Origin of the sequence: Actinoplanes oryzae (assembly GCF_030757795.1) — a bacterium.
In the GTDB taxonomy this organism is placed as follows: domain Bacteria; phylum Actinomycetota; class Actinomycetes; order Mycobacteriales; family Micromonosporaceae; genus Actinoplanes.
Map to the genome: position 1 here is coordinate 1 of NZ_JAUQWH010000173.1, position 18,480 is coordinate 18,480.

21 protein-coding genes are annotated in these 18,480 nt (G+C 71.3%); 12 read left to right on the forward strand and 9 right to left on the reverse strand.

Translation table 11 applies throughout. The features are described 5' to 3' along the window. Positions 1–436: maleylpyruvate isomerase N-terminal domain-containing protein (locus tag RBH18_RS36305; RefSeq protein ID WP_306215030.1), on the reverse strand; the 436-nt coding region annotated here is incomplete at its 3' end. A gap of 66 nt (positions 437–502) precedes the next feature. Here RBH18_RS36305 and RBH18_RS36310 point away from each other — a divergent pair. From RBH18_RS36310 to RBH18_RS36325, 4 genes are all read left to right on the forward strand, one after another. Beyond that, positions 503–1,084 (forward strand): TetR/AcrR family transcriptional regulator, encoded by a 582-nt coding sequence (locus RBH18_RS36310; RefSeq protein ID WP_306215031.1) that lies wholly within the window; start codon positions 503–505, stop codon positions 1,082–1,084. Positions 1,085–1,270: 186 nt separating this feature from the next. Beyond that, positions 1,271–2,062: an SDR family NAD(P)-dependent oxidoreductase gene (locus RBH18_RS36315; RefSeq protein ID WP_306215032.1), complete on the forward strand. Its 792-nt coding sequence runs from the start codon at positions 1,271–1,273 to the stop codon at positions 2,060–2,062. 64 nt (positions 2,063–2,126) lie between these two features. Continuing rightward, positions 2,127–3,554, forward strand: coding sequence for an MFS transporter (locus RBH18_RS36320; protein WP_306215033.1), 1,428 nt, complete (start codon positions 2,127–2,129; stop codon positions 3,552–3,554). A gap of 43 nt (positions 3,555–3,597) precedes the next feature. Then, positions 3,598–4,698 (forward strand): hypothetical protein, encoded by a 1,101-nt coding sequence (locus RBH18_RS36325; RefSeq protein WP_306215034.1) that lies wholly within the window; start codon positions 3,598–3,600, stop codon positions 4,696–4,698. A gap of 144 nt (positions 4,699–4,842) precedes the next feature. On the opposite strand, the gene RBH18_RS36330 is transcribed toward RBH18_RS36325, so the two are convergent. The 6 genes from RBH18_RS36330 to RBH18_RS36355 all read right to left on the reverse strand — a co-directional run bounded on the left by RBH18_RS36330 (position 4,843) and on the right by RBH18_RS36355 (position 10,680). After that, positions 4,843–5,388 carry a hypothetical protein gene (locus RBH18_RS36330; protein WP_306215035.1) on the reverse strand — a complete coding sequence of 182 codons (546 nt, stop codon included), beginning with the start codon at positions 5,386–5,388 and terminating at the stop codon, positions 4,843–4,845. 212 nt (positions 5,389–5,600) lie between these two features. Beyond that, positions 5,601–6,809, reverse strand: coding sequence for a pectate lyase (locus tag RBH18_RS36335; RefSeq protein WP_306215036.1), 1,209 nt, complete (start codon positions 6,807–6,809; stop codon positions 5,601–5,603). Positions 6,810–6,996: 187 nt separating this feature from the next. Continuing rightward, positions 6,997–7,449, reverse strand: a complete 453-nt coding sequence (locus RBH18_RS36340) for a hypothetical protein (protein ID WP_306215037.1) — start codon at positions 7,447–7,449, stop codon at positions 6,997–6,999. A gap of 79 nt (positions 7,450–7,528) precedes the next feature. Next, the gene (locus tag RBH18_RS36345) at positions 7,529–8,167 is read right to left on the reverse strand and encodes a hypothetical protein (protein WP_306215038.1); all 639 of its coding nucleotides are present in this window, start codon (positions 8,165–8,167) and stop codon (positions 7,529–7,531) included. 271 nt (positions 8,168–8,438) lie between these two features. Next, positions 8,439–9,242 (reverse strand): IclR family transcriptional regulator domain-containing protein, encoded by an 804-nt coding sequence (locus RBH18_RS36350; RefSeq protein WP_306215039.1) that lies wholly within the window; start codon positions 9,240–9,242, stop codon positions 8,439–8,441. Positions 9,243–9,246: 4 nt separating this feature from the next. Next, positions 9,247–10,680, reverse strand: coding sequence for an amidohydrolase family protein (locus tag RBH18_RS36355; protein WP_306215040.1), 1,434 nt, complete (start codon positions 10,678–10,680; stop codon positions 9,247–9,249). Between the two features lie 151 nt (positions 10,681–10,831). Here RBH18_RS36355 and RBH18_RS36360 point away from each other — a divergent pair, with 151 nt between their 5' ends. The 4 genes from RBH18_RS36360 to RBH18_RS36375 are packed head-to-tail and all read left to right on the forward strand — an operon-like array spanning position 10,832 to position 13,970. Beyond that, positions 10,832–11,968: a CaiB/BaiF CoA transferase family protein gene (locus RBH18_RS36360; RefSeq protein WP_306215041.1), complete on the forward strand. Its 1,137-nt coding sequence runs from the start codon at positions 10,832–10,834 to the stop codon at positions 11,966–11,968. Continuing rightward, positions 11,953–12,720, forward strand: coding sequence for a citryl-CoA lyase (locus RBH18_RS36365; RefSeq protein ID WP_306215042.1), 768 nt, complete (start codon positions 11,953–11,955; stop codon positions 12,718–12,720). Before RBH18_RS36360 ends, RBH18_RS36365 begins: the two co-directional genes overlap by 16 nt. Before the next feature lie 18 nt (positions 12,721–12,738). Further along, on the forward strand, positions 12,739–13,611 hold the full coding sequence (locus tag RBH18_RS36370) for a DODA-type extradiol aromatic ring-opening family dioxygenase (protein WP_306215043.1): 873 nt from the start codon (positions 12,739–12,741) through the stop codon (positions 13,609–13,611). Continuing rightward, a complete protein-coding gene (locus tag RBH18_RS36375; protein WP_306215044.1) occupies positions 13,608–13,970 on the forward strand; it encodes a hypothetical protein in 363 nt (120 codons plus the stop codon). The genes RBH18_RS36370 and RBH18_RS36375 overlap by 4 nt, the downstream gene beginning before the upstream one ends. 78 nt (positions 13,971–14,048) lie before the next feature. On the opposite strand, the gene RBH18_RS36380 is transcribed toward RBH18_RS36375, so the two are convergent. After that, positions 14,049–14,987, reverse strand: coding sequence for a hypothetical protein (locus RBH18_RS36380; protein WP_306215045.1), 939 nt, complete (start codon positions 14,985–14,987; stop codon positions 14,049–14,051). Between the two features lie 194 nt (positions 14,988–15,181). On the opposite strand from RBH18_RS36380, the gene RBH18_RS36385 reads away from it, so the two are divergent. Together RBH18_RS36385 and RBH18_RS36390 are read left to right on the forward strand one after the other, a co-directional pair. Continuing rightward, positions 15,182–15,871, forward strand: a complete 690-nt coding sequence (locus RBH18_RS36385; RefSeq protein ID WP_306215046.1) for a type 1 glutamine amidotransferase domain-containing protein — start codon at positions 15,182–15,184, stop codon at positions 15,869–15,871. A 42-nt stretch (positions 15,872–15,913) separates the two neighbouring features. Further along, positions 15,914–16,504 (forward strand): TetR/AcrR family transcriptional regulator, encoded by a 591-nt coding sequence (locus tag RBH18_RS36390; protein WP_306215047.1) that lies wholly within the window; start codon positions 15,914–15,916, stop codon positions 16,502–16,504. A 21-nt stretch (positions 16,505–16,525) separates the two neighbouring features. Here RBH18_RS36390 and RBH18_RS36395 read toward each other — a convergent pair whose 3' ends face one another. Beyond that, positions 16,526–17,092 carry a TetR/AcrR family transcriptional regulator gene (locus RBH18_RS36395; protein WP_306215048.1) on the reverse strand — a complete coding sequence of 189 codons (567 nt, stop codon included), beginning with the start codon at positions 17,090–17,092 and terminating at the stop codon, positions 16,526–16,528. A 57-nt stretch (positions 17,093–17,149) separates the two neighbouring features. Here RBH18_RS36395 and RBH18_RS36400 point away from each other — a divergent pair, with 57 nt between their 5' ends. Together RBH18_RS36400 and RBH18_RS36405 are read left to right on the forward strand one after the other, a co-directional pair. After that, positions 17,150–17,791, forward strand: a complete 642-nt coding sequence (locus RBH18_RS36400; protein ID WP_306215049.1) for an NAD(P)-dependent oxidoreductase — start codon at positions 17,150–17,152, stop codon at positions 17,789–17,791. Continuing rightward, positions 17,788–18,480: SDR family NAD(P)-dependent oxidoreductase (locus RBH18_RS36405; protein WP_306215050.1), on the forward strand; the 693-nt coding region annotated here is incomplete at its 3' end. The genes RBH18_RS36400 and RBH18_RS36405, both read left to right, overlap by 4 nt.

The following is an 18,480-nucleotide window of genomic DNA, read 5'->3' on the forward strand; positions in this document are numbered from 1 at the left end:
CGTCCCAGCCGTGCGGGGCGGCCTCGCTCAGCCGCAGCCCGGCGAAGGAGGCCAGCGGCACCGGCTCGGGCAGGAACGTGGTGACCTTGAGATCGTCGTGCCGGCTCTCGGGGACGGCCTCGAACGCGGCGACCAGGGCGGCGTTCGGCTCCTGCCAGCCGGTGGCCTGCTCCTGCGGGCTCAGGGCGTTCCAGCGGTCCCAGACGCTCTGGTTGAAGCCGGGCCCGGGCGCCTCCCCCTCGCCGAGCGCGGCGCGCAGGCCGGCAAGCTGGATCTCGGCCCCGCTGCCCAGGTGGGACAGCACGTCGGCGACGGTCCACTCGGCGGCGCCGGACGGGCCGGTGATCTGCTCGGTGGTGAGGGCCCGCGTGGTGGCCACCAGGGCGTCGTGCTCGCTGCGCAGGGCGGCGATCGTACGGCTCGCTGTTGTCGTCATGGCTCCTGAGCTTAGGACCGGGGCCATGTACATTCGTACCTGGTACTGACGTTCCGGAGGGTGGCCATGGCGGGCGAGCGCGCGGTGACGGCGCGAGGTGCTGCGCGGCGGACCGCCCTGCTGGATGCCGCCATCGAGGTGGTCGCCGAAGGCGGCTCGGCCAGCCTGACACATCGGGCAGTCGCCGCGCGGGTGCCGGCGTCGCTGGCATCGGTCACCTATCACTTCGCGTCCATCGACGATCTCCGCCGTGCCATGTTCGAGCACGCCGGGCACATCGTGACGGATCAGCTCAACGACACCGTCGCCACCGCAATGGTTCAGCGGCTGCCGGAGGTGACGGCCGACTTCCTGGTGCGGTTGATCACCGAGTACCGCAACCCTGTGGTGGCGATGCATCAGATGATCGTCGCGGCCGCGTACGACGCGAACCTCCAGCCGACCTTCCATGTCTTCCAGCGGCGCCTTGGCGACCTGCTGGCGCCGTGCGTGGGGGGACAGGCGGCCGGCTTGACCGCGGCCGCGACCCTGCAAGGTCTGCTCCTGAGCGCGCTGACATACCCCGACCTGGATGTCGAGCAGTTCAGGTCGTCCGTCGTCGAGTTGATCGGCCGGTTGCGAGTCACGGCGCAGCTCGCTCGCCCCTAGGTTCTCCGCCGCCCTGGCCTCCGCCAGAGCGTGCCGTCGGTTCATCGCCCCCGTCCCTTGCCGGGGCGTCGTGCCCATTCCTTCTCCTGCCCGGTGGCCCACATCACCCTGCGCCTGTACATCTGTACCTGATATAAATGTACCAGGTACAGATGTACAGCTTGAGAGCAGGGAAGGGACGAGCCGATGGAGGACTTCAAGGACCGCGTAGCTCTGGTCACCGGCGCGGCACGCGGCATCGGCGGTGGCGTCGCCGACGCCCTGGCGGCCGCCGGTGCGACCGTGATGATCGGCGACATCCTCGAACCCGAAGGCGAGGCGCACGCGGAGACGCTGCGCGCCGGTGGCTACCGGGCCACCTTCCACTCGCTCGACGTCCGTTCGGAGCAGGCGTGGCAGACCGTTGCCGACACCGTGCGGGCCGAGCACGGACGGCTCGACATGCTCGTCAACTCGGCGGGCATCATGGTGCCCGGCGGCTTCGAGGACGTCAGCTTCACCGACTACCGGCGCGACATGCAGATCACCGTCGACTCCACCTTCCTGTCGCTGAAGTACCTCGCCCCGCTGCTGAGGCAGCGCACCGACGCTGTCGCGATGGCGTCGGTGGTGAACGTGTCCTCGATCGCCGCGTTCGCCGGCGCCGGTGCCGCTGTGTCGTACGCCGCCAGCCGTGCGGCGATGCTGTCGCTGACCAGGTCCGCGGCGCTGGACTTCGCCGGTCGCGGATACAAGATCCGGGTCAATTCCGTGCACCCGGGCTCGGTCAGCACCGACCTGTCCGCCGGCATGCGCGGCAAGCTGCTGCAGCAAGGCTTCACCGACGAGCAGGTGACCGACTACATGGTCGGCCTGCACCCCCTGGGCCGGCTCGGAACGGTCGAGGACATCACGGCCGGGGTGCTCTACCTGCTGTCCGACAACGCCTCCTGGGTCACCGGAACCTCGCTGACCATCGACGGCGGACGCACAGCCTGACCAGGCGCCTCACCCCCGCGCCAGTCATCCGGCTGGAGCCCGTCGCCCGATACCTGGAGATCCCATGGGTGCACCTTCTCCCACGCCGCTGGTGCCCGCCGGCACCAGCACGCCCCGCACGTCATCGGCGCGCGCCAGGGCAGAGCTGTTGTTCGTCGCGTTGGGCGCACTGGCAGGGGCGCTGTCCCAGTCGCTGCTGATCCCGGTGCTGTCGCAGCTGACGAACCAGTACGGCGCAGGCGCCGACTGGCTGCTCACCTCGACCCTGCTCGTCGCCGCGGTCGCGGTGCCCGTGTTCGGCCGGCTGGCCGACATGTTCGGCAAACGCCTGATGCTGCTGATCGCGCTGGCCGGCCTGGTGGCCGGGTCGGTCATCACGGCGACCACCAGTGAACTGGGCCTGCTCATCCTGGGCCGCGCGATCCAGGGCCTCGGCCTGGCCGGGATCCCGCTGGGCATCAGCCTGCTCACCGCCCTGCTGCCGCCCGAACGCGCCGGCAGCGCCGTCGCCCTGGTCAGCGCGATGCTCGGCATCGGCGGCGCACTCGGGCTGCCGCTGGCCGGTGTCGTGGTGCAGTCGTGGAACTTCCACGCCCTGTTCTGGATCCTCGCCGCGGCCGGGCTCGTCGCCTTCATCGGCATCATCGTCGTGGTCCCCGAAGCGCCGGGCCGATCCGGTGGACGCTTCGACATGGCAGGGGGGCTGCTGCTCAGCGCCGCACTCGTCGCCCTGCTGCTGCCGCTGGCCGAAGCCTCGGACTGGGGCTGGGGCAGCCCGCGAGTGTTGTCGCTGCTGGCCGTCGCTGGTGTGCTGTTCGTCGTCCTCGGCGCGGTCGAACTGCGGTTGAAGCAGCCGCTCGTGGACGTCCGGGCGCTGTCGCGGCGGCCCATCGTCATGACCAACATCGTTTCGGTCATCTACGGCTTCGCGGTCTTCGGCTCGTTCCTGTCCACCGCCCCGTTCGTGCAGGCCCCACGGGAGACGGGCTACGGATTCGGCGCCTCGGTCATCACGGCCGGCCTGGTCCTGCTGCCCAACGGCCTGGCCCAGCTGATCCTCGCACCGCTGTCCGCCCGCCTGATCGCCCGCATCGGCGCGCCGGTCACGCTCGCGATCGGCTCCCTGCTGGTCGTCGTGGGCTATCTCCTGCGATTCCCGCTGAGCGGTTCCCTGCTGCAAGTCACGATCTGCACCACCGTCATCGGCGCCGGGGTGGGCATCGGCTTCGCCAGCATGCCCGCGCTCATCAACACCCACACACCCCGCGACGAGCTGGCCGCCGCCAACGGCCTGAACTCCCTTTTCCGCAACATCGGCGGCTCGCTGGGAAGCGCGATCAGTGCCAGCCTGCTGGCCCTGATCACCATCGACGTCGCCGGCCGGGCCGTCGCCAACCTGGACGCCTACCGCTTGCTCATCGGCGTCGTCGCCGCCGCCTCCGCCGTCGCGGCCGTCATCGCACTGTGCATCCCCCGACGGCCGGTCTCATGAGACGCCTCTGACCCTCAGCCTGATCCGAAGGAGTCCAAGCACAATGAACAACCAGAAAACACCCGCCGCGCTGGCTCGCCGCGCCGCCACCGACGAGGACTACCGCCGTCTCGGCCTGCGACGCTCGACTGTCGAGCCGTGGGAGGACGGCGCGCGCACCGACAACGCCCCGAACACCTACGAGTGGTGGTACTTCGACGCTCACCTGGACGGTGGCGGCAAGCTCGTCGTCATCTGGATGAACAAGCTGCTCGCCGAGCAGGACAAGCCACTCGAGCCATGGTTCCGCTTCGACCTCGAACTGCCCGACGGGCGCAAATTCTCGACCCTGGAGAAGTTCCCCGCCGACTCCTGGGCGGCCTCGCCCGACGGCCTGGACGTCGGCATCGCCGGCAACACCCTGCGCGGCGACCTCGATGAACTGCGCATCAGCGCGGCCTCGGCCGGCGCGACGGTCGAGGTGACCATGACCCCCAAGGTACGCGCGTGGCGCCCGGAGACCGGACACTTCTACTTCGGCGGCGGCCGGGACAAGCTTTTCGCCTGGCTCCCGGCCATGCCCATCGGGCAGGTGGAAGTGACCTACTCCGTCGACGGCGAGTCGACGACGGTGTCCGGGGTCGGCTACCACGACCACCAGTGGGGCAACGAGCCGCTGCCGGCCATCATCAACGACTGGTACTGGGGACGCGGCGAGGCCGGGCCCTACTCCGTGATCGCCTTCTTCATCACCGCCGCCGCGTCCTACGGATACGGCACGCTGCCGATCTTCTTCCTCGCCCGCCACGACGAGATCGTCGCCGCCGACGCCGACAAGGTCCGCTTCGAGACGGAGAACGTCTACACCGACGAGTACACCGGCAAGCCCGTCGCCGGCACCCACCGCTACCGCTACACCGACGGCGACGACGAGTACATCGTCGAGTTCGTCCGCGACCGGGACATCACCCAGCGCCGCATGATCGACGACCTGACCCCCGAACGCCGCAAGCGCGCCGAGGACGAAGGCTTCAACGGCGCCTACATCCGGTTCACCGGCACCCTCACCATCGAGAAGCTGCACGCCGGGGAGACGGTCGAGTCCTTCAGCGAGCCCTCGGCGATCTGGGAACTCATGTACTTCGGCGCGCCCCACGCCGGCTGACGAGACCGGACCGCCGGGGGCCGTCGCTCCGTACGAGACCGGCCGGCCCGAGGCGCCTGCAAGCGCGTGCCGACATGGGCCGGCCGTGTGGTCGCATGGCGGTGGTCCCTCGAAGGGAGGTCGCTCAGGTGGTGCCCGGGACCGTCAGCCCCGCTCCCACACGGCGACGGCGTCCTTGTCCGGCTGTGCGACCCAGCCCAGGGCCTCGGGGCGTGCCGGGGTGCCGGTGAAGGTGAGGGTCAGCGAGGCGGTGCCGGCCTCGAAGCGGACCGGCTTGGTCTGCTCGGCCTGGTTCTCCCAGCCCCGGGCGTCGTAGAGCGTGAACATCGCCGGGTCGATGATCAAGGGGCGGGTGGCCGCCACCTCGAGGACGGCCGTGGCGGCGTGCGCCGACCACTTCGTCGAGGTGAGCGTCACGGTCGCCACGCGGGTGGACTTGCGGGTGACGGTGACGACGCGGTCGTCCTGCACGTAGCGCAGCGACGGGTCGCTGTCCTTGAGCGCCGGAGGCGCCGGCGTGGCCACCGCCACCGCAGCGGGGACCTCGGCCTGCCGGCCCGCGGGAGCCTCGGCCTGCTGGCCCGCGGGAGCCTCGGCCTGCTGGCCCGCGGAGGCGACCCCGATGGAGTTGAGCGACGCGAGAGCCACGACGCCGGCGACGGCGACCGCGACGAAGAGCGGCTTCTTCAAGGGGCTGTCTCCCGGTGTGTGGCGTGGTCCTGGGCTCCACACTCTAGCGGGCCCGGCGGACGACTTCACCGGCACGCACGGGGGAATCCAGGTCGCCACAGAACCGCGGGCCGGCCACATCGGGCCGGCCACATCGGGCCGTGTCGGCCGCCGCGTGTCGGCCCGCCGCGTGCCGGCCGGACCGGGCCGGCCCGCGGCGGGCGGACGGTCGCCTATCGACGGGTGATGTCGCTCTGGCTGACCTTGCAGTTGCTGTCGTTCCAGCCCTCGCCGAGGTAGCTGGGCTCGCTGCCCTTGGGCACGCCCTGGTACTTGCCGCAGACCACGGCGCTGGAGCTGTTGGTCAGGGTGACCCGGGTGATGGTGGCGATGTCGCCCCAGTTGCTGTTGATGCCGGCGACCATGTCGATGTCGTTGAGCAGGACATTGTCGATGACGACATTGCGCTGGTACGAGCTGCTGCAGTTGCCGCAGGCGCGGTACAGCTTGCCGGAGCCGCTGAGGTAGAAGCCGGAGATGTTGACGGTGCCGTTGCCGTTGTGCTGGAAAGTCTTGTCGCTGCCGGACCGTGCGCCGCCGCCGATGACGTAGCTGGTGCCGCCGCCGGTCCCCTGGAAGGTGGCGGCGTCCTCACCGATGTCGTTCCACCACACGTTCCTGATGGTGCAGGTGCCCTTGCAGTGGACGCCGTCGCCGGCGGGGGAGCCGATGATGACGTTCTGCAGGGTGCCGCCGTTGGCGATCTCGAACATCGGGTCCTGCGACTCGCTCTGGGAACCGTCGCCGATGCAGCAGTAGGTCTTCATGCCGCCGTCGAACGTGCCCGAGACGCTGACCGTGCCGGAGACCGTGACCGAGCCGGCCGAGCTCGGCCAGGCGCCGGTCGGCGTGCCCCCGGCCGGGGGCGGGGTGGTCGGGGTGGTCGGCGGGGGAGTGGTCGGGGTGGTGCTGCCCCCGGCGTACGTCTCGAACTCGGCGATCCGGGGCGCGGCGCTCGCGCTGCTGATCTCGAAGGTGATCTTCTTCAGCGCGGTCGAGGTGAAGCTGATGGTGCTGCCGGGGGAGCCGCTGCCGGTGGCCAGTACGCCGCTGGTGTCGGCGTTGAGCAGCCGCCACGACGTGATCGAACCGCCGCCGGAGGCCTGGGCGATGACCACCGAGGACACCGTCGTGGCGCTGCTCCACTTGACCGAGACGTGGCCGGTCGCGCCGTTCGGCGACCAGTAGCTGCCGGTGTTGCCGTCGATGACGTTGCCGTAGCTGGTGCCACTGGCCTTGCTGGACCCGTCGGCACCGGCGCCGATGCTGAGGTTGCCCGCGGCGGCCAGGGCGTCCGGCGCCGACAGCATCATCGTCAGCGCCGCGCTGGTGGCCACGGTGGCGCCGGCGGCTACCCACCGTAGTGCGATTGATCGTCTCATCCGGTGCACACTCCCGTACGTCGGGCGCCTCCTGGCTGTAGGAAAGCGCTTACCGGCGACGATAGATATGCATCAATGCCGTGACAAGAAGTTGCAGAAGTTTGCATTCCGTGATCTCGCGCGTCGCCATCCGGCCACCGGCCTCGCGGCAGCCGGCGGCTGGATGGCAACGGGGGCGCGCGGCCCGTCAGCGCACGTCGACGTAGTCCGCGACGCTGGTGTAGCCCGCCGAGGTCGCGTCGGCCGCGTAGACCAGCCGGAAGTGCCCGTCCGCCTTGGCCGGCGTGGTCAGCTTGACGACTCCCGAGGCCGAGGACTTGCCCGTCTTCACGGTGGTCCAGGTGCTGGTCTTCCACTTGCGGAACTGCAGGGTGACCGGCCGGCCCGCGTACGGCTTGGCGGTCCAGGTGGCCCAGTCCTGGCGGGTGAGGCTGCCGGTGACCGTGACGGTCCTGCCCTTCTTCACCGGCTCGGGGCCGGCGTCGGCGCTCAGCCTGGTGGCGCGCTTGAACGTCATCGTGGCCGCGGCGTGCCGGTCGGTGAAGCTGGTGCCGTCCTTGGCGGCGGCCCAGGCGGCGACCCGCCAGGCCCCCGCGAGGGCGTTGCCGGCCAGTGCCCACCGTGGGTTGGCGATGGACATCGTGGCGGTGCACTTCGAGGTGGTGGCGCTCGCGGCCGTGCACTCGGTGCTCGCGATCTGCAGGCCGTCCCAGGCGACGTCACTCGATCCGCTCGACGGTGTCGACCGTCCCGGCGCCCCGCGTGGAGGGGGTGACGGTCAGCGTCACCGGCGTGGACCAGGCCCGGTTGCGGGAGTCGAGACCGGTCGTGGCCACGGTCAGGTCCATCAGCGGCAGCAACGCCGTGCCCGGCGCGGAGCGGAAGGTCCACTCGCTGCTGATGGCCGGCGACAGCATCGCGTACGGCCCCCGGCGCTTGTTCTCCTGCACCAGCTCGTACGTCTGCCCGGTCGCGGGCACCGCCACGTTGAGGCTGCCGTTCGTGGACGTCCCCAGCACCTCGCCGCCGCTGCTGAGCCGCATCGAGGTCGTGGTGGTGTAGTCGGCGCTGTCGCCGAGGGTCATGTTCTCGAGGATCGACATCCGGTTGCCGTACCGCTCGGAGTCGTCGTTCCACGCCCGGCGCGACGGCACGAGCGGTCCCGCCCCGACGGTCCGCGCCGGGGTGGTGCCGCCGGCGAGGGTGCGCTCGCCGAGATCCAGGTGCTGCTCCGCGCCGTACGAGACCTCGCCCCACAGCGGCACGCCCGGGGTCACGTACTCGGTGATCGTCGCCGGGAACCGGAACTGCGCGTACAGGAACACCCCCGTCCACTCGCCCGTCATGTACGCGCTCATGGAGACGCCGAAGGTGTTGCGGCCCTGCGGTCGCGCTGAGCGAGTTGGCCGGGTTGGTGACCGCCGAGACGTACGTCCACCCGCTGCGGTTCCACAGCGCGATCGGCCCCGGCGACCAGGGCGATCCGGTCCTCCGGCGCGGCCTTCGCGGCCGGCGCCGGTGCTCCCGGCTTCTTCTCGCGGCCACAGAGGACACCGCTCGACGGCGGATCCGATCTTCCCGGCCCGGGTTCCGCGGGGGCCGCGGACCGCCGGCTCGGCCGCCTTGCGGTCAGACGGTCACCGAGGGGATGGCGGCGGTGCGGCTCCAGTCGTGGCTGATGTCGGCGGCGGTGCGGAGCAGCCGGGGGAGGTGGTCGTCGAGCAGCGTGTCGACGGAAACCTCAGCGGCGTGGACGGTCACGTTGACGGCGGCGATCACGGTGCCGTCGCCGTCGCGGACGCCGGTGGCGATCGAGCGGATGCCCGGGGCGAGGTCCTGGTCGGCCAGGGCCCAGCCCTTGGCGCGGACCTCGCGCAGCGCTGCCTCGAGGCCCGCGCCGTCGAGGTGCCGGCGCGGGGTGATGCCGGACCGGGACGCCTCGGCGAGGGTGCCGGCCACGGCGGCCGGTGGCAGGGCGGCGAGCAGGACCTTGCCCATCGAGGTGGCGGCCGCGGGGAAGCGGGTGCCGATCGTCACGGCCAGGGTCACGATCTTGGGTACGGCCACCCGGGCGACATAGACGATGTCGCTGCCGTCCAGCTGGGCCATGGAGGTCGACTCGCCGGTCTGGGCGACCAGCTTCTCCATGTGCGGGCGGGCCACCTCCCACATGGTCAGGGAGTCGACGTACGCCATGCCGAGGTCGAGCACCCGCGGGGTGAGCGCGTAGCCGCGGCCGGCGCTCCGGACGTACCCCAGGGTCTCGAGGGTGATCAGGATCCGCCGGACCGTGGGCCGGGCCAGGCCGGTCAGGGCGGCGATGTCGCTCAGGGTCATCGACGGGGTGCCGGACCGGAAGGCGCGCAGGACGTCGAGGCCGCGGGCGAGCGCCTCGATGAAGTCGGGACTCGTGCCCCTTCCGGTGTCGTTCATCGGCTCAATGCTTCCACTGCGCCTTCCCGGCGTCGTAGTCGGTGTACTGGTACGGGTTGTCGAACAGCTCGGCCTGCGGCAGGTCGGGGTTCCGGCCGCGCTGCCAGGCCTCCTCGCCGAGGCGCTCGCGCAGGTGGTCGAGGGTCGCCCGGACCGCCGTGCGGGCGGAGGCGAGGCCGTCGCCGGTGAGGCGGCCGTCGCGCTTGACGACCTTGCCGCCGACCAGCACGGTGTGCACGTCGCCGCGCTGGGCCTGGAAGGCGACGTGGCCGTACGGGTGCAGGATGGGGAACATGGCGGGCGAGGCGTCGTTCTTGAGCAGCACGATGTCCGCCTGCCGGCCGGGGGTCAGGGCGCCGACCTGTGCGTCGAGGCCGAGGGCCCTGGCGCCGCCGCGGGTGGCCCAGTCGACGACGTGTTCGGCGCGCAGGTGGTGGTGGGTGACGGTCTCCTGCTTGGCGTGGGCTTCGAGGTGTTCGCGGGCCCGGTCGGCGCCGAGGGTGGTGCGCATGGCGGAGAAGAGGTCGCCGCTCCACCAGACGCTGGTGTCCATGGAGAGGGACACGGGCACGCCGTGCCGGCGCAGGGCCCAGGTGGGCGGGTAGCCCTGACCCGCGCTCTGCTCGCTCTCGGTGGAGACCGAGACCGAGCCCCCGGTGGCGGCGATCCGGTGGTACGAGTCGGAGCTGAGCGTGGCGGCGTGGACGTACACGGTGCCCGGGGTCATGAAGCCGTTCTCGTACATCAGGCGGATGCCCTCGTCGTTGGTGGCGCCCCACACGCCGGCGTGGGTGGTGACCGGGACGCCGAGCTCCCTGGCCACCTCGAAGGCGGCCTTCTCGGGGAAGGCGGGGTCGCCGGTGACGTCGAAGGCGAGCTGGAAGCCGGCCAGCTTGCCGCCGTCGATGCGGCGGCGGTGGAAGTCGCGGAACCCGTCGGACGTGCTCCACTCCCAGGGCCCCTGCTGGATGTTGCCGTAGGCGAGGACGAACCGGCCCGGCACCGCCTCGAGGGCGTCCACGGCGGCGTCCGCGTGCTGCGGGGTCTGCAGGCCGTGCGACCAGTCGACCGTCGTGGTGACCCCGGCGTCGAGGGCCTCGACCGCGCCCAGCAGGTTGCCGGCGTAGATGTCCTCGGGCCGGAAGTGCTTGCCGGACTCGAGGTAGTACCAGACGAAGTACTGGGTGAGCGACCAGTCGGCGCCGTAGCCGCGCATAGCGGTCTGCCACAGGTGCCGGTGGGTGTCGATCATGCCGGGCATGACGATGCCGCCGGTGGCGTCGATCTCCTCGGCGTCGCCGGGGGCGGCGAGCCCCGGCCCGATCCCGGCTATGCGGCCGTCGACCACGAGCACGTCGGCGCCGGGCAGCACGGTGTGCGCGTCGTCCATGGTGAGGACGAGTCCGTTACGGATCATCACGGGTCGTTCGACGCTCATCGGCACCTCTTTCGGACGGCTGTCCGCCCAGCGGCCAGCGCTGTCCCGACAGCGTCTGCCCGGGTGAGCGTCATGTCAAGGGCTTGTTTCCGGCCGGTGAAGAAGGCAGTCTGCTCGTGCGGACAGGCGTCCGCAGAACGGGCGGTTACCGATGGATGTGCCATCGCACGGGCCACTGGCGGGCCTGCTGATCGCGGACTTCTCCCGGATCCTCGCCGGGCCGTACGCGACGATGCTGCTCGCCGACCTCGGTGCGCAAGTGATCAAGGTGGAGGGCCCGGGCGGCGACGACACGCGCACGTGGCTGCCGCCGGAACGCGACGGTGTGTCCACGTACTACCTGGGAATCAACCGCAACAAGCGGTCGATCGCGCTGGACCTCAAGGATCCGGCGGACCAGGCCGTCGCCCGGGAGCTGGCCCGGCGCGCGGACGTGCTGATCGAGAACCTGCGGCCCGGCGGCCTCGCCCGGCTCGGTCTCGGCTACGACGCGGTCGCGGAGGGCAACCCCGGCATCGTGTACGCGAGCATCAGCGGCTTCGGCTCCGGCGCGGGGGCGGCGATGCCCGGGTACGACCTCATGGTCCAGGCGATCTCCGGGCTGATGAGCCTCACCGGGGACCCGGACGGCTCGCCCTACCGGGCCGGGATCTCGGTCTTCGACGTGATGGCCGGCATGCACGCGACCATCGGCATCCTGGCCGCCCTGCACCGCCGCGCGAGCACCGGCCGCGGCCAGCACGTCGAGGTCAACCTGCTCAGCTCGGCGCTGTCCGGGCTGGTCAACCACTCCAGCGGGTACGTGGCGGGCGGCACTGTGCCGTACCGGATGGGCAATGCGCACCCGAGTCTCTTCCCGTACGAACCGCTGCCGGTCGCCGACGGCGAGCTGATCGTCATCGCCGGCAACGACGGGCAGTTCCGCAAGCTCTGCCAGGTGCTCGGGCTCGACGAGCTGCCCGCGGACCCGCGCTTCGGCCGCAACCAGGACCGTACGGCCCACCGCGAGCAGCTGCGCCCGATCCTCGTCGAGCGCCTCGCCACGCGTACCAGGGACGAGTGGTTCCGCCTGCTCATGGCCGCCGGCGTGCCGTGCGCGCCGATCAACACCATCGACGGCGGCGTGGCCCTGGCCGAGGAGCTCGGCCTGGAACCGGTGGTGACCAGCGGCGGCGTGCCCGGCGTGCGCAACCCCATCACCTTCTCGGAGACGCCGCCGCGGTACGAGCTGCCGCCGCCCGGCCTGGACGAACACGGCGAGGAGATCCGCGCGTGGCTGACGACCTGAACTTCCCCACCGGTCTGGGCACCTCGACCGCGGACAGCATCTCGCTGCTCGGCCAGGACCTGGCGGCCGACCTGATGGGCCGGGTGGGCTTCGGCGAGCTGGCGTTCTGGCTGGTCGCCGGGCGCCGGCCGGGCCCTGGCGAGGTACGCCTCTTCGAGGCGGTGCTGGTGGCGCTCGCCGACCACGGCTTCACCCCGACGGCGATCGCCGCCCGGCTGACCTATCTCTCCGCCCCGGACTCCCTGCAGGGCGCCCTCGCGGCCGGGCTGCTCGGCGGCGGCTCGCGCTTCCTCGGGGTGACCGAGGACTGCGGCCGGTTCCTGGCGGCCACCCTGGCCGGCGCCGAGGGCGACGACTACGACGCGATCGCCCTCGCCGCCGTCGCCGCGGCCAGGGCGGAGAAGCGGATGATCCCCGGGCTGGGACATCCGGTGCACAAGGAGCAGGATCCGCGGACGCCGGTGCTCATCCGCATCGCCACCGAGGAAGGGCTCTACGGGCCGCACCTCCGGCTCTTCGAGGCCATCGGCCGCGTACACCCGCAGGTCCTGAAACGAACATTGCCCCTCAACGGCGCCGGCGTCTGCGGCGCGGCCCTCGCCGATCTGGGGTTGCCGGTCGAGCTGCTGCGCGGCTTCGCCCTGCTGGCCCGGGCGGCCGGGCTGCTCGGCCAGATCGCCGAGGAACGTCGCCGGCCGATCGCGAACCAGATCTATCTGACCGTCGATCGCAACGCCTCCTACGAGCCCTGATTCCACCGAAGGAGAGTCATGGCCAGCATTGTCGCGGTCATCGCCTCGACGCATCATCCCTTCTACTACCGCGCCAGCACGTCGACGGGCGAGGACCGGCCGCCGTTCGCCGACGCGTGGACGGCCAAGATCCTCGCCTTCCGGGAGACGCTGACCCGCGCCCGGCCGGACGTCCTGGTGATGGTCGGCTCCGACCACTTCCACCAGCTGTGGCTGGACAACATGCCGCAGTTCCTCGTCGGCAAGGCCCCGACGTACGACGCCAACTGGTACAACGAGGAGCGCGAGTTCGGCCTGCCCCGGATGCGGCTGCGGGGTCACGAGGACCTGTCGTCGCACATCCTGCGCAACGGCCTCGACGAGGGCTTCGACCTGGCGTTCAGCAACGAGCTGCGGATCGACCACAGCATCACCTGCCCGATCGTCACGCTCCGGCCCGAGGCGGACCTGCCGATCGTGCCGATCTACACGAACATCTTCGCGCCGCCGCTGCCGCAGCCGAAACGGTTCGTCGCCCTCGGCGAAGCCCTCCGGAGAATCATCGAGCAGTGGCCGTCGCACCTGCGCGTCGCCGTCATCGGCACCGGCCACCTGTCGCTCGAACTGGGCGGCCCCCGGCAGTTCGGGGCGCACGGGCCGGATCCGGCCTTCGACGAGAAGGCGGTCGGCTGGATCGCCGACGGCGACCTGGACGGCTGCCTGCGCGAGGTGACGCTGGACAGCCTGCACACGCCCGGCAACGCCACCCACGGCTTCATGGACTTCATGCTGATGATGGGCGTCGCCGGCGCCGGGGTGAAGGCCGACTACGTCGACACCCTTGACCTGTTCCACACGATGGAGGCCTACTTCACCTGGTATCCGGTGTCTCCGGACGGGGGGCCGGCATGAGCAAGTATCTGCTGAACAAGTTTCTCTTCACCGTCGACCGCGACCCGGAACTCGTCGAGCGCTACCGCACCGAGCCGGGCGAGCTGGTCGCCTGGTGGGAGACGACGATGGCGAACAGCCTGCTCAACTGTCACGGCGGCGAGGCGAGCACGTGGCTGGCGTTCTCCGAGGCGGAGCGGGACGCGCTGATCGCCCACGACCACGTGCGGCTGTTCGAGATGGGCGCGCACCCCTTCCTGACGCTGACGCTGTTCATCGCCATGTTCGAGCGGGACAACACCGAGCCGCTGGAGTACCAGAAGGCGTACGGGACGGCGCTGGCCGCGTTCACACTGCCTTACCCGGACATCGCGACATGATCGAGGCGGCGGTGCCGCCCGAACGCGTCCGCCGCCTCGGGCGATCCACACACGGCTGTCACCGCCGCCGGCGTGGGGTCACGAGGGGGCGGGCAGCTGCCGGGTGAGCACCTCGGTGCTGACCCGGGTCTCGTTGATCAGCGTTCCCGCCGGGATGCCGTCGACGGCCGTGGTCTGCCACCGCTGATGGCCGAGGAGCGCCCCCGTACGGGTGTCGATCGTGATCCGGAACCGGGTGTCCTCCGCGATGCGCTCCACGATCATCGACGCCGCACGGCTTGGTCCCCGCACCACGACGAGGCCGGGCAGGCCGGCGAGGCCGCGGTAGACCACGGCGGCGGTCGGTGGGGGAAGAATGCTGCTCTCCAGCGCCGCGGCAGCGTACTCCCAGGCGCCTTGGTCGCGATCGTTCTCCTGGACCGCCGCGTCGGCGCGCAGCCGGGCCAGCATCGCGGCCGGATCCTGGGGAAGGCTCGCCACGAACGACGGGCCGGGCAGCTGCCAGGTACCCGATTCCTCGCAAGGATCCGTGTGCGCTTCCGGGTAGAAGGAGCCGCACGGCCCGTGCAGATCGCTCACCAACAACCTCGAGCCCGCGCTGTCCTGGTAGAACCGCCAGTGCCAGTCGGCGTGCAGGTCGGCGGGGATCCACTGCTCCGAGACAGTGTGGTCCGGCTCGAGGTTCTGATTGCCGGTGGGATCGGTGACGACGTCGACGATCGTCTCGTGCACGGTCACGTGCCGGATCTGCCCGGGCGCGAGCGCGGGGGCGCGTCCGGCCGCATCCGCGGCGGCCGCCAGGACGGGGCCGGCCGTGGTGCCGCGCCGGGTCTCCGGCGGCTGCGGGGCATCGCGGCGTGTGACCAGCAGCAGGGTCACCAGGAGCGCCGACGCGAGGACGGCTGCTCCGGTGGTCAGGCCGCGCGGCGGTACCCATGCATGGGGCTCACGGGGATCGGGCGCCTTCGCGACCTCCTCGAGCATGATCACAGCGACGCTCCGGGTGGTGTCCTCCACCGGCGCATGATCTCCGTCGGAGCCGCTCGTGGGGAAGGCTGTGTCCGGCAGATCGCCCATAGGGGTCATCTCTCTTGCCCAACGGTGAGGCGGTCGCTGATCGCCGGACTCGGCACGAGATTGGCGGTAAGTAGACCGGTCGTCTAGAGTCGTGCGGGTGGCCGACGCGGGCCGCTGGAGAGCTGGGAGTTGTGATGAACGTTCTGGTCGTTCTGACCTCGCACGACGAGCTGGGCACCACCGGGCGCAAGACCGGATTCTGGCTGGAGGAGCTCGCGGCGCCGTACTACCGGCTGCGGGAGGCCGGCGCCACGATCACGCTGGCCTCGCCGCGGGGAGGCCGGCCGCCGCTGGACCCGAAGAGCAACGAGCCCGGCTCGCAGACCGATGACACGCGCCGCTTCGAGGCGGATCCGCAGGCGCAGGCGGCGCTGGCGTCGACCGTGGTGCTGGGCACGGTGGACCCGGCGGACTACGACGCGGTGTTCTACCCGGGTGGGCACGGGCCGCTGTGGGACCTCGCCGAGGACGCCGACTCGATCCGTCTCATCGAGACCACGCTGCGCTCCGGCAAGCCGGTCGCGCTGGTCTGCCACGCCCCGGGCGTGCTGCGCCACGTGACCGATGAGGACGGCAAGCCGCTGGTGCAGGGGCGTCCGGTCACCGGCTTCACCAACTCCGAGGAGGCGGGCGTCGGCCTGACCGACATCGTGCCGTTCCTGGTCGAGGACGAGCTCAAGGCCAAGGGGGGCGTCTATTCCAAGGGTGCGGACTGGGGGTCGTACGTGGTCCGCGACGGCCTGCTGATTACCGGCCAGAACCCCGCCTCGTCCGCCGAGGCCGCCGACGTCCTCGTCGCTGCCCTGGGCGAGCGCGCCGCCTGAGGCCGTTAGACGACTGGTCTACTGACTGTTAGCCTGGCGATCATGCCGGCCGCCCGGGAAGACACCCGCCACCGCATCCTCGACAGCGCCCGGCGCATCGTGGCGAGCAAGGGTTACGCCGCCGTGGGCCTCAACGAGGTGCTCGGCGACGCCCGGGTGCCGAAGGGCTCGTTCTACCACTTCTTCGAGTCGAAGGACGCGTTCGGGCGGGCGCTGCTCGACGACTACTTCGCCGGGTATCTGGCGGAGATGGACGCCTTCCTGTCCGGGGCCGGGCTGACGACGGCGCAGCGGCTGATGAACTACTGGGCCAGCTGGTACGACAACCAGAGTTCCAACGACTGTCAGGGCAAGTGCCTCGCGGTCAAGCTGGGCGCCGAGGTGTCCGACCTGTCGGAGCCCATGCGCCTGTCGTTGGAGGCCGGCACGTCCGCGATCGTCGACCGCCTGGAGCGGGCGATCGCGGCCGGGGTCGAGGACGGGTCGGTCGCGGTGGACAACGATCCCCGGGCGACGGCCCAGACCCTCTACGACCTGTGGATGGGTGCCAGCGTGATGGCGAAGATCCGGCGCGACCGGGTCCATTTCGACAGCGCCCTGACCGCCACGAGGCAGATCCTGCACGTGGTCTGAGCCCGGGCGGGGAGGGCGCGGTCAGGCCGACCAGGTGCCCAGGGCGGCGATGACGGTCTCGACCAGGGCGGGGTCGGCCGGGCTCCGCTCGATGGTGCTGCGGTAGTACATCGGCCCGATGGCCATGGCGGCGGCGTCGCGGGCCGACGTGGTGAGGATGACTTCGCCGCGCGCCTGGGCGTCGTCCAGGGCGGCGGCGAGGCGTTCGGCGAGGATGCCGGCGAACTGGGCGCGGCGGGCGTCCATGGTGTCGTCCCAGAGGGCGCCCGAGGCCAGGGTGGTGGCCACGGCGCGCACGTCGTCGAGGCCGAGCTGCTCGGCCATGGCGGTCAGCTCCCGGCGGATCCAGTCCTTGGTGGGCACGGTCGGCTCGTGGAAGAACGGCATCGGGACCGTGGTCATCGCCTCCAGCAGGAGCTGCTCGGCCCGCTCCCAGTGCCGGTAGACGGTGGCGCGGCCGACCCGGGCGCGCTCGGCGACCTGGGCGTGGGTCACCGCCGTGGGCCCGCTCTCCAGGAGCAGGTCGCGCGCGGCGTGGAGGATCGCCTGCCGGCTACGCAGGAAGCGCGGGTCGGTCTCGTTGGCCACGCCCCCATCTTAAGAGACAACTTGACTCATAGGCGAGCGCCGGTGCATGCTCTGTCTATGAAACAATCTGTCTCACAGAAGTTGACGATCGTCGTGCTGGGCGCGTCGGGCGCCACCGGGCGACAGGTGGTCTCCACCGCCCTGGACCGGGGACACCAGGTCGTGGCCCTGGTCCGCCGGCCGGGCTCGTTCGCGCCGCGGGCGGGGCTGACCGAGCGGATCTGGCCCGGCGTCACGGACTCCGCGGCGCTGCTGGAGGCCCTGCCGGGCGCCGATGTCGTCATCAGCGCCCTCGGCGGCGCGGACAAGGGCCCGACGACGGTCTGCGCGGACGGGGTCCGCTCGGCGGTGACCGCGATGAGGGCGGCCGGGGTGACCCGCCTGATCGTGGTCAGCGCCCACGGCGCCCTGGAGACGCATGACAGGTCGCTCTATGCGCTGGCCCTCTGGGCGAACGTGGGCGAACGGATGCGCGACAAGGAGGCGATGGAGACCATCGTGACCGCCTCCGGTCTGGACTGGACGATCGTGCGGCCGCCCAAGCTGTCGGACCATGCCGCCACCGGCAGGTACGCGGCCGGCACCGACCTGCCGATCCGGATCTGGAACTCGATCGGCCGGGCCGACCTCGCCGCGTTCCTGGTCGACGAGGCCGAGGACGCCCGCTACGAGCGCGCCCGTCCGAGGGTCACCCGATGAGCCCGGCGACGCCGGATCTGCGGGGCAAGGTCGCGGTGGTGACGGGCGCGACCGGCGGCATGGGCCGGATCATCGCCGCCCGGCTCGCCCGGGCCGGCGCCTTCCTGGTCACGGTCGCCCGCGACCCGGCCCGCGTGGAGAAAGCCCCGGGGGAGCGGCATGACGTCGTCGCCGGCGATCTGTCGCGCCGCGAGGACGTCCTGCGGGCCGCGCAGGTGATCGCCGCCCGGTACGAGCAGGTCCACATCCTGGTGAACAACGCGGGCGGTCACTTCGCGGAGCACCGCGTCACGGCCGACGGTGTCGAGATGCACGTCGCGCTCGACTACCTCGCCGCGTACGGGCTCATGACCCGGCTCGACGGTCCGCTGCGGCGTGGCCGGGCGCGGGTGGTGAACGTCGCGAGCGACACCCTCAACGACACCCGCCAGATCAAACTCGCCGGCCGGCCCCGCCCGGCGACCCTCGACCTGAGCGGGATCGACAGCCTCGCCCGGGTGAATCCCGCCGCCGGCTTCGTGCCCTTCGAGGCGTACGCGCGGGCCAAGCTCATGACCGTCACGGCCGGCTACGCCCTCGCGCGTGACCTCGCCCGGGACGGCGTGACCGTCAACGCGGTGCATCCCGGCATCGTCTCCACCGGCATCATCGACGACCTGGTGCCCCCGGCCCTGCGCCCCCTCCGCGGC